The 13,728-nt window shown below is 42.5% G+C and carries 14 protein-coding genes; 11 read left to right on the forward strand and 3 right to left on the reverse strand.

The features are described from left to right. Positions 1-552: 552 nt before the first annotated feature. Both lpxB and JMX94_RS10270 read left to right on the forward strand, forming a co-directional pair. Positions 553-1,809, forward strand: a complete 1,257-nt coding sequence (gene lpxB, locus JMX94_RS10265; RefSeq protein WP_374220417.1) for a lipid-A-disaccharide synthase — start codon at positions 553-555, stop codon at positions 1,807-1,809. Between the two features lie 82 nt (positions 1,810-1,891). Then, positions 1,892-2,764 carry a ribonuclease HII gene (locus JMX94_RS10270; protein ID WP_201565252.1) on the forward strand — a complete coding sequence of 291 codons (873 nt, stop codon included), beginning with the start codon at positions 1,892-1,894 and terminating at the stop codon, positions 2,762-2,764. A gap of 151 nt (positions 2,765-2,915) precedes the next feature. Here the strand turns inward: JMX94_RS10270 and JMX94_RS10275 are convergent, their stop codons facing one another. Then, positions 2,916-3,581: a DUF924 family protein gene (locus tag JMX94_RS10275; protein WP_201565253.1), complete on the reverse strand. Its 666-nt coding sequence runs from the start codon at positions 3,579-3,581 to the stop codon at positions 2,916-2,918. Between the two features lie 176 nt (positions 3,582-3,757). On the opposite strand from JMX94_RS10275, the gene JMX94_RS10280 reads away from it, so the two are divergent. Both JMX94_RS10280 and JMX94_RS10285 read left to right on the forward strand, forming a co-directional pair. Continuing rightward, a complete protein-coding gene (locus tag JMX94_RS10280; RefSeq protein WP_201565254.1) occupies positions 3,758-4,984 on the forward strand; it encodes a carboxynorspermidine decarboxylase in 1,227 nt (408 codons plus the stop codon). A 271-nt stretch (positions 4,985-5,255) separates the two neighbouring features. Then, on the forward strand, positions 5,256-6,530 hold the full coding sequence (locus tag JMX94_RS10285) for a saccharopine dehydrogenase family protein (protein ID WP_201565255.1): 1,275 nt from the start codon (positions 5,256-5,258) through the stop codon (positions 6,528-6,530). 169 nt (positions 6,531-6,699) lie between these two features. Here the strand turns inward: JMX94_RS10285 and htpX are convergent, their stop codons facing one another. Further along, positions 6,700-7,614 (reverse strand): protease HtpX, encoded by a 915-nt coding sequence (htpX, locus tag JMX94_RS10290; protein ID WP_201565256.1) that lies wholly within the window; start codon positions 7,612-7,614, stop codon positions 6,700-6,702. 301 nt (positions 7,615-7,915) lie between these two features. Between htpX and JMX94_RS10295 the strand changes: the two genes are divergently transcribed. The 4 genes from JMX94_RS10295 (at position 7,916) to JMX94_RS10310 (ending at position 9,979) form a co-directional block, all read left to right on the forward strand. Then, positions 7,916-8,377, forward strand: coding sequence for an isoprenylcysteine carboxylmethyltransferase family protein (locus tag JMX94_RS10295; protein WP_201565257.1), 462 nt, complete (start codon positions 7,916-7,918; stop codon positions 8,375-8,377). 62 nt (positions 8,378-8,439) lie between these two features. Further along, complete coding sequence (locus tag JMX94_RS10300) at positions 8,440-8,769, forward strand: DHCW motif cupin fold protein (protein WP_200662139.1); 330 nt, start codon at positions 8,440-8,442, stop codon at positions 8,767-8,769. A 58-nt stretch (positions 8,770-8,827) separates the two neighbouring features. Next, a complete protein-coding gene (locus JMX94_RS10305) occupies positions 8,828-9,634 on the forward strand; it encodes a PhzF family phenazine biosynthesis protein (RefSeq protein ID WP_201565258.1) in 807 nt (268 codons plus the stop codon). A gap of 12 nt (positions 9,635-9,646) precedes the next feature. After that, on the forward strand, positions 9,647-9,979 hold the full coding sequence (locus tag JMX94_RS10310; protein ID WP_200662141.1) for a YnfA family protein: 333 nt from the start codon (positions 9,647-9,649) through the stop codon (positions 9,977-9,979). Between the two features lie 155 nt (positions 9,980-10,134). Here the strand turns inward: JMX94_RS10310 and JMX94_RS13420 are convergent, their stop codons facing one another. Next, positions 10,135-10,257 (reverse strand): hypothetical protein, encoded by a 123-nt coding sequence (locus JMX94_RS13420; protein WP_020443648.1) that lies wholly within the window; start codon positions 10,255-10,257, stop codon positions 10,135-10,137. A gap of 389 nt (positions 10,258-10,646) precedes the next feature. Here JMX94_RS13420 and JMX94_RS10315 point away from each other — a divergent pair, with 389 nt between their 5' ends. The 3 genes from JMX94_RS10315 to mutL all read left to right on the forward strand — a co-directional run bounded on the left by JMX94_RS10315 (position 10,647) and on the right by mutL (position 13,653). After that, entirely contained in the window at positions 10,647-11,270 is a 624-nt protein-coding gene (locus JMX94_RS10315; protein WP_201565259.1) for a 6-carboxytetrahydropterin synthase, read from the forward strand. After that, positions 11,263-11,787, forward strand: coding sequence for a tRNA (adenosine(37)-N6)-threonylcarbamoyltransferase complex ATPase subunit type 1 TsaE (gene tsaE, locus JMX94_RS10320; protein WP_201565260.1), 525 nt, complete (start codon positions 11,263-11,265; stop codon positions 11,785-11,787). The genes JMX94_RS10315 and tsaE overlap by 8 nt, the downstream gene beginning before the upstream one ends. 93 nt (positions 11,788-11,880) lie before the next feature. Next, positions 11,881-13,653 carry a DNA mismatch repair endonuclease MutL gene (mutL, locus tag JMX94_RS10325; RefSeq protein WP_201565288.1) on the forward strand — a complete coding sequence of 591 codons (1,773 nt, stop codon included), beginning with the start codon at positions 11,881-11,883 and terminating at the stop codon, positions 13,651-13,653. Positions 13,654-13,728 lie beyond the last annotated feature (75 nt).

The following is a 13,728-nucleotide window of genomic DNA, read 5'->3' on the forward strand; positions in this document are numbered from 1 at the left end:
GGTTATATATCGTCTAGCTGATTTATAGGGATATTCATTATGCGGACAAAAGCGCCGGTTGACAAGGGCAGTCGCACAGTTAATTGACTGCTAACTGGAATACTGAGGTTAAAACTTCGTTATCATTGCCGAGTCTGAGCTATATGCTGGGGTTAATAGGTATCAAAATTAGGTGTTAAAATGAGAGTTAATTTTGTCTGTGTTAATGAATAAGCGTTGTGGTTTTAGACAGTAATTATCGAGCTTTTATTGGCTAATTTAGCTATTTTAAGCACTGTCACGTATGATGAGCTTATAAACAACTGCATTTAAGACTTATAAATTGAGCTTGAGCCTAATAAATGCTGCTAAGGTGGCTTTTAATAGGCATCTTATGCGCGATTTCATATACTATATTTTATAATATCCATATTGTATTTTTTGTCCTATTTTAACTGTACTGCTTTGATGGTACTAACTTGATATTGAGAGCTTGTCATGACAGATTCTGCTACGCCTCACCAACCTTCTGATTTAACGTCAGCGCCTGATGGCTATAATGCTTATGAGGCAATGCCTGCTGTGACGGGTGCGCCACTGGTCATAGGGATTGTCGCTGGTGAAGTGTCAGGGGATAGCTTGGGCGCAGATTTTATGCAGCAGATGAATAACCTGCGCGATGATATCATTTGGGTTGGTGTTGGCGGCGCAAAAATGAAAGCGCAAGGGCTACAAAGTATTTTTCCATTATCGCGTTTGGCAGTGATGGGCTTGGTAGAAGTGATGGCGCAATTGCCAGATTTGCTTAAAGCGCGGTGTGAATTATTAACGGCCTTTAAAGCCGCCGATATTGATTGGTTTATCGGTATCGATGCGCCTGATTTTAATCTACGAGTGGCGAAGAAGCTTAAGCCACAAGGGGTGTTTTGCGTACAATATGTCAGCCCTTCTATTTGGGCATGGCGTGAGTCGCGTATTCACAATATCAAAGCGGCGACCAATTTGGTGCTTTGCTTATTCCCATTTGAGCTGCCCGTTTATGAGCGTCATAATCATCCGGCGATATGTGTCGGTCATCCGCTGCTACGGACTATTGATCAGACGCTACTTGAGACGCCAGTCAATCAGCGCCGTAGTGAATTGGTCTGGCATAATGACGGCTTGCAGCAATTTTTTATCGACCGCTTTGATGATGTCAGCCAGCTTATCTGTGTCATGCCAGGCTCTAGACGCGGTGAGATTACGGCTATTTTGCCGCTCATGCTCGATGGTATCCAAAAGCTGATTTTATTAGACCCAAAGCTGTGTTTTATCATTCCAACGGTCGATCAAAATCATCAATATATTGTGCAAGATGTCATTGATAAGCGCTCAGAACAGCTGCGCGCGGCGATTGTGGTGGTCTATGATGACAGTCAGCCAACCTTTAGTCAGCAAGCGATGGCGGCATCAGATATGGTGATGCTGGCATCGGGTACTGCAACCTTGGAAGCCATGTTACTTGAGCGTCCAATGGTGGTGATTTACCAGTTAAATCAGCTGACCTATCAGATTGCTAAACGTTTGGTTAAAGTTCCTTATGTGGGTTTGCCTAATATTTTGGCAGATAGCGCGATTGTCCCTGAGCTTATCCAAGAGCAGGCAAGTGGTGATAACATCTGTCGTACCGTGATGCGTCTGCTGCAGCCTCGCGCCTATGCTGAGCAATTAAAGGCGCTCATTGATACCAAGCATTTATTACAACAGCAGAGCAATCATGACCCTGCTAATAGCGTGATTGAACAGTGGTTTTTGCAGGATAATCACCAATCCCAAGTTCAAAAAAGGTAAATTCCCTAAGCATAATTAAACTAGCTTGAATATTATTTGCATCACACTTAAATTTATTTAATAAATAAGACAGTACAATTTTATGAGTAACACACCTTGCAGCGCAAATCCTTTCACGCCAATTAGCATCTGTATCGAGCAAGTAGATATTAAAGGTCAATACATTCAACTGGCTGCTCCCATACATTTATCAGGTCAAATAAATTTATTTGAGTTACTTGCGCAATATCCGATAAATGAAGAGCGCGAACAAGTACCTATACAAATTGGTGTCGATGAGGCAGGGCGCGGACCTCTGCTAGGCAGTGTCAATGTTGCTGCTGCAATATTACCTGCTGCTTGGTCAGGGCTAATCGAGGACGCGCCCCTCAAAGGTACGCCGTTATCTATATTGACGGATTCTAAGCAGCTGAGTGAAAAAAAACGCGACATTCTTTATCCATTGGTTCAGCAATATGCCGTCGGTCACATCGTCGCTGATATACCGGCAGCGGTCATCGACCAGGTCAATATTTTGCAAGCAACGATGCTGGGTATGCGTTTATGTACTGAGGTTTTGTTAGAAATAGTTGCCAAGCACCTGAATGCCGGTGATAAAAGGCAGTTTGAGGTATTAATTGATGGCAATCGCTGTCCGGATTTGGATTATGCAAGCCTTGCTAAATCAGGCATAGAGCGTTCAGTCATTGATTGTCAAGCGTGGGTAAAAGGCGATGCGCGTCATACCAGTATTGCAGCTGCTAGTATCTTAGCAAAGGTGAGCCGTGATAAAACCATGTATGCGCTTGATACCCAATATCCTGAATATGGTATTGCTAAGCATAAAGGCTATCCGACGCGCGCCCATATGGAAGCTATTTCAGCTCATGGTGTGTTAGCCGCGCATAGACGTAGCTTTGCACCGGTAAGAAAAGCGCTTGAAAACGTAACGCATACCGAGAGTGGCAATAGGTAAGTGGTTAAGATATTTAGAAAATAGCCTAAGCAAACGTATTAGATAAATTGCTATCACTCAAATATAAAAAACCACCTATTTAATAAATAGGTGGTTTTTAGTCCATTATTCAACAGTTAGGTTCTATTAAGGCTTAAAGTTTAACAATTGCTTAAAAAGACGAGTTGGGCTGCTGCAAAAATGCCTCTTCTTCGAGAGTTGATTCACGACCCAAGGTCTTATTGCGATGCGGATAACGGCCAAACTTATCAATAATGTCTTTGTGACGACGCTCAAAGTCTAAAGTGTCGGCATCGTTTAGTTGCTCAAAAAGCGGTAGATAACGTTTATGAATCATCGCTGACTCAGAATGCATAAAAGGCATAATAATAAATTTACGCCACGGCGTTGGTAGGGTATCAAAATGTGGCTGCCCAATGGCTTCTTGTGCCAATACCAACGCCATACCATCTTGAGCAAATGCGCATGCTTGCTCGCGACATAAATTACGCGAAAACTGATCTAAGACAATGATTTCAGCCAAGCGTCCCGCCAACGCTGTAATTGAGCTGTTGCTATCGGCTGGCGCGTCTGCAATGCGCCACGTGACGCATTCACCTTGTTTTGCGGCTTGCCAAATCTTGCCAAACTTATCATTTATCTGCTTATCAAAGTCATCATTTTGCGCAAACCAGTATGGCTCATTGTCTTTGTCAAACCAAAAATCCAACACGGCACGCGCCTCTGAATCGAGATGCTCTAAATTTATATTTTTGAGCTCGAGTGACGATAAATTGGTATGGCTTTTTGAGGTAGAATAATCGGTTGAGAGTGACATAAGCTATTCTAATTGTGATGAATTTATACTACTATAGCGCACTTATTTGGCCCTGTCATTTGGCCTTGTCACAATGTGTGATAACGTGTCATGACTGTATCACAGTGCGCCATTAAGCCATCGTTAGCATTAAGCTATTATCGCCGTATATTGTTAAAGCTATTAGGTTATCTCTTATGAATTCAACACCAGCTGTCTCTCTTGCGGCGCTAAAAACGCCTTACTATTTGCTTGATGAAGCGGCGATTGTCGCAAATATGCAGATTATCGCTCGTCTGTGCGAGCTATCGGGCGCCAAGGCTTTACTCGCGCTCAAATGTTTCGCAACTTGGGGTGTTTTTGATGTGATGGAACCCTATTTGCATGGCACCACCTCATCTTCATTAAATGAGGTGCGATTGGGCTACGAGACTTTTGGTAATAATAGTGCCGATAATAACAATAATGTTAATAACCAAGATAAAAAAGAAACCCATGCCTACAGCGTCGCTTATAGCGCGGGTGAAATTGACGAAGTATTAAGTTATGCAGATAAAATTATTTTTAATTCTATCTCGCAATTAAATGCGTTTAAAGGTCAAGCAGCAGCAAAAAACATCCCAGTTGGATTACGCTTAAATCCAAAGACCAGTAATTCATCGTTTATTATCGCTGATCCTGCCCGTCCTTTTAGTCGACTGGGTGAGCATGATAAAGATAAGATTGCAGCGGTACTTGGTGATATCACTGGGGTTATGATTCATAACAACTGTGAAAATGACAGCTTTGAGGCATTTAGTGCAAGCTTGGCCGATATTGAAGATAGATTTGGTGACGTCTTAGCACATCTTGAATGGGTGAGTTTGGGCGGAGGTATTCATTTTATCGCGCCTGATTATCCATTGGAAAAATTGGCAGACAGATTAAAAGGCTTTAGCGAAAAATACGGCGTACAAGTTTATCTTGAGCCGGGTGAGGCAAGCATTCATGGCGCTGGCTCATTGGTCACGACAGTATTAGACACCATGCATAACGAAAAAAATCTTGCCGTTGTTGATGCCTCTATCGAAGCGCATATGCTTGATTTGCTGATTTATCGTGAGTCGGCGCCTATAGCGTCTATTAATGGTGAGTTCATGGCTATTGCACCTGTTAACAAAGACCAAGTAGATGATGCTATAGATAACACTATTATTTACGGTCGTTCTTGCTTGGCGGGTGATATTTTTGGCGAATATATTTTACCTAGCAATTTACAGATCGGCGATAAGATTGCGTTTGGTAATGCCGCAGGCTATACCATGGTGAAGAAAAACTGGTTTAATGGCGTTAATATGCCTGCAATTGTTATCCGTCGTCTGGACGGCAGTATCGATATTCAGCGCGAGTTTGATTATCAAGATTATAAGGCGAGTTTGTCATAACGCTGTTATGCTTGGCATTATTAAATCATACTGCCAAACAACTATCTAGAAATGAGGGTTGGTCTTGAATTTTCTAAGTTATGTTGTAATTTTTGCCGAAAAGTAAGTAAAAATTGTTATAATTGCCACTGGCAAAGGCAGTCGGATTTGTCTAACGGGTGCGTGGGTTTTCCTCGGTCTTCCTTTTTAATTCACGCATATCATTCACTCGTTTCTGTTTTGCATAGCCAATATCAATGGTATCGACAGGGACACAAAGGAGGATTGTTCTTTGAACACAAACCAACAAGCTAAGTCCAACAAAAAAGATGTACTTATCATCGGCGCAGGCGGCGTTGCTCAAGTGGTCGCGCATAAATGTGCGATGCATAATGATGTGCTCGGCGAGATTCATATCGCCTCACGTACTAGAGATAAGTGCGATGCCATCGCCCAAAGCGTCAAAGACAAACATAGCTTTAAGCAAGCTGCTGTCTTGCATACGCATCAAGTCGATGCCATGGATAGCCAAGCGCTGATACAACTGATTCAAGATACTGGCGTACAAATCGTTATCAATGTCGGTTCGGCATTTGTGAATATGACGGTTTTGGAAGCTTGTATTGAGACGGGTACTGCCTATATCGATACTGCGATTCATGAAGATCCGCGCAAAATTTGCGAGACGCCGCCATGGTATGACAACTATGAATGGAAGCGTAAGCAGCGCTGTGCGGACAATAATGTCACGGCAATCTTGGGTGCAGGATTTGATCCCGGCATGGTCAACGCTTATGCGCGCCTTGGCTATGACATGATGGATGCAGGCTCTGTGACTGATATTGACATTATCGATATCAATGCGGGCAGCCACGGTAAGTACTTCGCCACCAACTTCGATCCTGAGATTAACTTCCGTGAATTTACCGGTACGGTTTATTCTTGGCAGGACAGTAAGTGGCAGTCGAATAAGATGTTTGAAGTAAAGCGTACCGATGATTTGCCAGTCGTTGGCGTACAAAACAGCTATTTAAGTGGTCATGACGAGATTCATTCCTTATCAGCCAATTTAGATGTGCCAAACATTCGCTTTTGGATGGGCTTTGGTGAGCATTATATTAATGTTTTCACCGTGCTACAAAACCTAGGTTTATTGTCTGAGCAGCCGGTGATGACTGCGGAAGGGCAAGAAGTGATACCGTTAAAAGTGGTCAAAGCGGTACTACCAGACCCAAGCTCACTGGCGCCAAATTATACTGGCAAGACCTGCATCGGTGATAAGGTTAAAGGTAAAGTCAATGGCGTTGATAGCGAGGTATTTATCTATAATATCTCAGATCATAAAGAAGCCTATAACGAAGTCGGTAGCCAAGGTATCTCTTATACTGCTGGCGTGCCACCTGTCGCTGCTGCGATGTTAGTCGCAACTGGTGAGTGGGATGCGGGCAAAATGGTCAACGTCGAAGAGCTTGATGCCAAGCCATTTATTAATCTATTGAATAAGATTGGCTTGCCAACGCGTATCAAAGATAGCGAAGGCGATAGAGCGCTTGAGTTCGATATTTAGTCAGTAAGTTTATCTAATAAAAAGCCTATCTTTTAAAGATAGGCTTTTTTTATGTTTGGTTGTAGTGTGACTTTACGGGAAGGTAGAGGGAGCTGATCCTGCCATGCGCTTTATCTACTAAACTGGGCGGGGCGCACCCTACGGCCTAAACAAATCATCACACTTTTTACTATGCTTCCCGAGGATTATACTTCCTCAACGCCGCAATACGATCATCAAGCGTTGGGTGTGAGCGGAAAAGGTTAGCGATGCTAAAGCCTGTAGATTGTCCAGACGAGATTGCAAATGCTTTCATACTCTCTGGCATTTGATCTGGCCGCTGTGCAGAAGGACGTAACGCATCAAGCGCACTAATCATCTTGTCTTTGCTAGCAAGCTTAGCACCCATCTCATCAGCACGGAATTCACGCAGACGTGAGAACCACATAACGATGGCAGACGCCAAAAATCCAAGCAAAATATCCATCACAATACTCGTCACAAAGTAGCCAATGCCGGGGCTATCACTGGTATTTTTAAAGACAGTACGGTCGACGAAGCTGCCGATAATACGCGCAAAGAACATCACAAAGGCGTTTACCACGCCTTGGATAAGCGCAAGCGTTACCATATCACCATTGGCCACGTGACCGATCTCATGCGCCAATACCGCTTCTACTTCATCTTGATTCATATTTTGCAACAGACCAGATGAAACCGCGACCAGCGCTTTATTTTTATTCCAACCGGTTGCAAACGCGTTCGGCTGGGAATTATTAAATATCCCCACTTCTGGCATGCCAATATTTACCGCTCGTGCTTGCTTAGCGACGGTATCTACCAGCCATTGTTCGGTGGCGTTGCTTGGCGTTTCAATGACCACCGTTCCCGTTGATCTTTTGGCCATCCATTTTGAGATAAATAGCGAAACCATCGAGCCAACCATGCCGTATATACCGCACATAATGGCAAGGCTGGTGTAATTTAGCCCGCCTGCGCCATGTACGCCACCAATCCCAAAAAATCGAGATAAAATACCAAACACGATGCTAAATACCACAATCACCGCTAAGTTGGTTAATAAAAACAATCCGATACGCATCATGACGCTAACTTCCTCATTAAATTCAACGACAGTGTTAGGAGTAATCCCTTTACTGTAATAAAGACTAAAAATTAAACAGGGGACAATTATAACCTTCTAGAAGTAATATAGGCGCCAATTCTAGTATGAATAAAGTTTTATAATATGGAAAATACCAATGATAGCGGTGTGAAATGTGCAGTTGCTAGATACAGGCGCAAGTAGAAAAATAAACACACAAATAGTTAGCAGTTATAATAGATAATGAATGGTTTAGGTTCGTTATTTAAATTCGTTGTTTAGTCATATATAAGGTGCAACCATGAACGCTCTAGCGCTTAAAGTACCACCAGTAGCACAAGTCATTATTACGGCAGCTGCCATGTATGGCGTCTCTAAAATGGTTCCTGCTTTGACGTTCTCACTCAACGGCTCAACTGCACTGGCAGTGGGTTTGGGTGTGATCGGAATGAGCTTAGGTGTCATGGGTGTGACGCAATTTAAAAAGGCGCAGACCACACCCAATCCGCAGGCGCTTGAGAAAGTATCTAGTTTAGTAACCAGTGGCATATATCGATATAGTCGCAATCCGATGTATTTAGGCTTGGTGCTTATCTTGTTAGGCTGGGCATTCTATCTGTCTCACTTTCTTGCGTTTGTGTTATTACCCGTTTTTATACTTTATATGACGCGCTTTCAGATACAGCCAGAAGAGCAAATGATGGCACGAAAATTTGGTAAAACTTATCAAGCATATCTAAATAAAGTGCGGCGCTGGATTTGAAGTATAGTAACTAATGAGAGTTATTATGCATAAATGATCGGTTAAATCAGGAAGATGACGTCATGGAAATGAAAAACATACCTTTTGCTACTACCGACTGGACGACAGTAGAAGCAGTAGAAATCAAAGGCGAAACGGGCACAGGGTATTGGAAGACTCGTGAATTTGATACTATCAATGTGCATATGGTTGAGTATTCTGCCGGCTACCTTGCCGATCACTGGTGCGATAAAGGGCATATTTTGTTTTGTATTGAGGGCGAGCTAAACACCGAATTAAAGGATGGGCGTACTTTTACCTTAACAGCCGGTATGACTTATCAAGTAGCGGACAATACGATTGCACATCGTTCATCAACGAAGACAGGCGCTAAGCTATTTATCGTTGATTGATATTGGCGGTAAACTCATAAAACCATAAAGTTATAAAAAATAACAGCGAGAACATAAAATGCAGCTAGAAATCAATGTCATTGATGCTTTTACGGATACGGTTTTTAAGGGCAATTCAGCGGCGGTTATCATTACAGATAATTGGTTAAGTGATGATTTGATGCAGTCGATTGCCTTTGAGAACAATTTATCTGAGACGGCCTTTATTGTTCTTAGTGATGACGGCATTTATCATATCCGCTGGTTTTCACCATTGACTGAGATTGCTTTTTGCGGTCATGCAACCTTGGCGTCAGCCTTTGTGTTATTTAACAAAAATCCTAGTATAGAAACCATTAAATTTTCCGCCAAAGCCGTTGGTGTTTTAACTATCGTGCAAACAGACGATGGCAAAATACAAATGGATTTTCCCAATACTAAACCTGAAAAAGTCGATAATATTCCCGAGAGTTTGCTGGCAGGATTGTCTATTGCACCAGTCGAAGTTTATAAAAACACCCAAGCATATTTTGTGATTTATAATGCTGAAGCAGATGTCCTAAACGTAGAGCGCGATAACGAGCGACTAAAACAGCTTGCGCGATTAGATGTAGTGGTCACTTGTCAGGCTACCTCTGCTGACCACAAAGATTACGATTTTATCTCACGTTATTTTTGGCCAGCCAATGGTGGCGATGAAGACCCAGTGACAGGCTCGGCTCATACTGCTTTAGCACCATTATGGGCGGAGCGTTTGGGTAAAAATGAATTGATTGCTTATCAAGCATCAAAACGAGGCGGTATTTTAAACTGTGTCGTCGCAGGTGACAGAGTAATGATTTCTGGCAATGCCGTACAGTATATGACCGGATTTATCACCGTTTAGGAGTAGATGGTTTTGACTGAGTTAAAAACCGTTGGATTGTTTGCGCTGACCGCATTGGCAGAGATAGCAGGCTGCTATTTGCCTTATTTATGGCTGCGAGAAGGTAAGTCGATTTGGCTGCTTGTTCCGGGTGCGCTAAGTTTAGTTGCTTTTGTTTGGCTATTGTCTTTGCATCCAACCGCAGCTGGTCGAGTTTATGCCGCTTACGGCGGTGTTTATATTTCGATGGCAATTATCTGGCTGTGGACAGTGAACGGCATCAGGCCGACCACGTGGGATATATTGGGTTCTGTCGTAGCGCTGCTAGGCATGGCGATTATTATGTTTGCACCGCGCAGTACTTAGCATAAAAACAGTAGTTAGTATGAAAATAATAGCTACTATAAAAACAGTACCTAGCATAAAAAATGCCAATCAAACCGTGAGGTTCAATTGGCATAGCTTTAATTAGTATGGTTTAGATTAATATAGTTTCAGTTAGCATACTGATGCACTAAATATTAATGTTTACCTAAGATACTGCCGTTGTCATCTTTTTTAGATTGCTTAGCGGCTTTTTTCTCTTTTGCCGTTAATAGCGGTTTCTTTTTTACGTTCTTTTTACTGTCTTGACCTTTACTCATGGTATTTTCCTCTTGAGATAAGCCGTAATCCCTTTAAAACCAGTGTAAACAAGCTTAAAGGTTAGGTTATATGCTGATGACGCAAATTTTGCGTACTGCAATGAGTATAGGCTTAAGGTGTCGCAATAGATAGCGTCAGCACAATTCACCTACGATTGGATTTAGACATCTCTTTTTAATCCTGCTCCTCAAATTATTTTTGATAAATAGATTTGATAAAGGGGTGTTTAGTGTTATGGATTTATTTAGTCAATATGGCTATTAATAAGTGCTTACTTACGGAGTCATTGCGATTTGCTATAATGAGCCACAAGCCGATGAGTCGTCGCGGCAAGCTTTTGTAATACTCATATTTAGCACAACGATGCTTACTGTTTTGGTTGATTATTATGCGTATCCGTAAACTGTTCAAATTTGAAAATGCGCATATTGTGCGTAATTGTAGCTCAGAGCGCTGCAAGCATTCTATCCATGGTCATAGTTATCAAATCGAATTGATTCTTGAGGCTAAGCGCTTAGACCATGGGCAGATGGTCTATGATTTCGGTTTATTAAAATCGTCTATAAAAGATATTATCGACAGCTTCGATCATGCGATTTGCTTTTGGAACAAAGACGACCCTGAGTATATCGCCGCCTGCAAAAAATTCAGTGCACGCTGGATAAGCTTGCCGGTATCGCCATCAGCAGAGCAGTTCTCACGTGTGATATTCTTTTGGGCGCAAGAGATTTTAAAACAAACCCAAATGCAAAACGGTGAATCTGATGTCAGCGTTTACTCGGTGATTGCACACGAAACTGCAACCGGTTATGCGCAGTGTTTTGCTGATGATGTGGCCAATGAGCAAATGGGCAAGCTTAATTTAGAAGCGTTTGAGTTTAGCGATCAAGTCAGCAGTGAATGGCATGACCCTGAGTTATATGCCAAGCTGATTCGCGGTGAGAATTTTGTTAACCCGTCAGTCACGATGCAAGTACAGACGCAAGTACAGGCAGGTAACTCTGATGTCTAATAGTATAAAAGAAGACAAAAACGTTAAAACGTTGACACTGTACTCTGAAGCCGATACTCAGTGTTTGGCAGCGCAATTAGCGGCGTTATCCTTATCCGGTAGCGTTTGGCTGGCGGGTGATTTGGGTGCAGGTAAAACCACGCTGACTCGTTATTGGTTGCAAGCGCTCGGACATACGGGTGCCGTTAAAAGCCCGACTTATACCTTAGTTGAACCTTATAGTATCGAGCAAAATGATGGGTCAATTAAGCCAGTTTATCATGCTGACTTATATCGTTTTCAAGATCCAGAAGAGCTATCTTTTATCGGTTTCGATGAGTATTTAGATGAGCCAAATGCCTTGGTTATTATCGAATGGGCCAGTCGTGCGGACAGCTATTTACCGCCGCCGACTTTATTTATTGATATGACGCAAGCTGATGGCGATGATAATGATAAAGAAGCGCGTCAGGTTGAGCTGCGACTATCAAAGTCAGGTCAAGCGCAAGGCTTGGATTTATCTTCTCTTAAGATTTAGTTTGCATCTCATATCTGTAGCCAATGTAAATCATCAATAGCCGACAGCATCATTTATCACCACGCAAAATAACGATACCTCTTAATGCCACAAATGCCAGACGATAATTCTCATACTCGCATCAAAAAGCTATCGCCGCTGCTGATTAATCAATTGGCAGCGGGCGAGGTAGTAACGCGTCCAGCAGCGGTGGTTAAAGAGCTGCTTGAAAACGCGATAGACGCTGGTGCGACCAATATTGCGATTCATATTACCCAAGGCGGCATGGGGATGATTGAAGTGGTCGATAATGGCACAGGTATCCATCCTGATGATATGGTTATGGCGATTACCCGTCATGCAACCAGTAAAGTCGCTGACGTCGCTAATTTGCATGGTATTACGACATTGGGTTTTCGCGGCGAAGCATTGGCAGCAACGGCGGCAGTTTCTCGTTTGACCTTAAGCAGTAGTCATGATGACAGTGGTGTTGGTCGCCAGTTGCAAGTCGCCGGTGTATTGGACGATGTGCCAAAGTTGCTGCCAGTTGTGCATAGTCGTGGTACGACCATTACCGTTAAAGATTTATACTTTAACGTACCAGCCCGTCGCGGCAACTTAAAATCTATTGCCACCGAGTTTGGTCATATCGAAACGATAGTGCGCGAAGTGGCTTTGGCGCGCGCAGGTGTGGCGCTGACGCTGTTTCATGATAATAAAAAGCGGCTGTCCCTTTCTTCAAGAGCAAGCTCTTCAAGAGTCATGTCTGCCAATGACAACAGCAACAATAATGCTAATCGTCTGCCTTTATCACGTCTCGAGCAAGCGACTGGGCTACCATTAACGGATAACGCCTTAGAAATATCCATAGACCTCACCAGTTTAATGCAGTCGCCTAAAGCCTATATTGATAGTAGCTTTAGCGCTCAAGCAAGCATTAATGGATGGTTATGGCCAATCACTGATTCGCAGGATGCTTTACCAAAGTTGATTTATGTGAATGGACGACTGGTAAAAGAAGCATTGATTAGCAATCAGCTACGCCAACTTGCTCAAAGCGCAAAGTTAGCAGGTATTGGCTATGCGCTTTATTTTGATCTGCCAACTGAGTGGCTTAATATTAATGTACACCCATCTAAACAGCGTATCAAAATCAGTCCATTGAACAACATCATGGCGCATCTCAGTCATGCGATTCGGACAAAGCTTAAAAATGTAATTAGCAAAAAGACCATTAATTCCGTTAATGATGATAGTCAGGTATTAAATAATAGTCTGTCTATAAATAATACCTTCGCTGCTCAAATGGAACAGACATCATCGACTACTCATTCAACCAAAAGCCAGCAAGTCCAAGCACCCAAACAGCCCTATCAGTTATCAGAAAATACGCCTACTTCTCAAACCGTAGACACATTATTTGTTTCTGAAAATATTAATCAAAATAACATTCAAAACACCCGTAATATCTCTAACGATGTAGCAATAAATCCGACATCTTTGCCTTATTGTCTGGACGTGATTGACGATTTAAATAAGGTGTTAACTGAATCTGCTAGTACGACATACATCGAAGATAAAGCGCTGCCGCTGTTATTGTTTTATTACCAAAGCCAATATTTACTGATTAGTGCTGAAGTTTGGCAGGCAAAGCTCAGTTCATTATTTGAGTCACATGTATTTCGCGATAGGGTATTTAAAAAAGAAAAGGTGTTGAACAGCGCAGCTGCCATTAATCAGCAACTTGCTACCGTGAGAATGCAAATGTCACCGCAAGACTTAATGGTTTTCATAGCAGATATGGAAAGCGTACTTGTTAAACATGCGATCAAATCTATCGATAGTCATCGATTGGTTGCATTGATGCTGTCATCTGCCCCTGAGTAAATGTGTATCTAACGACATAAAAAATATAATAAGCAAATCTTAGCAGTGACAAGTCGCAAATTTCCTTAGCGCTAA

This window comes from Psychrobacter sp. CMS30, from assembly GCF_904846565.1.
Lineage (GTDB): Bacteria > Pseudomonadota > Gammaproteobacteria > Pseudomonadales > Moraxellaceae > Psychrobacter > Psychrobacter maritimus.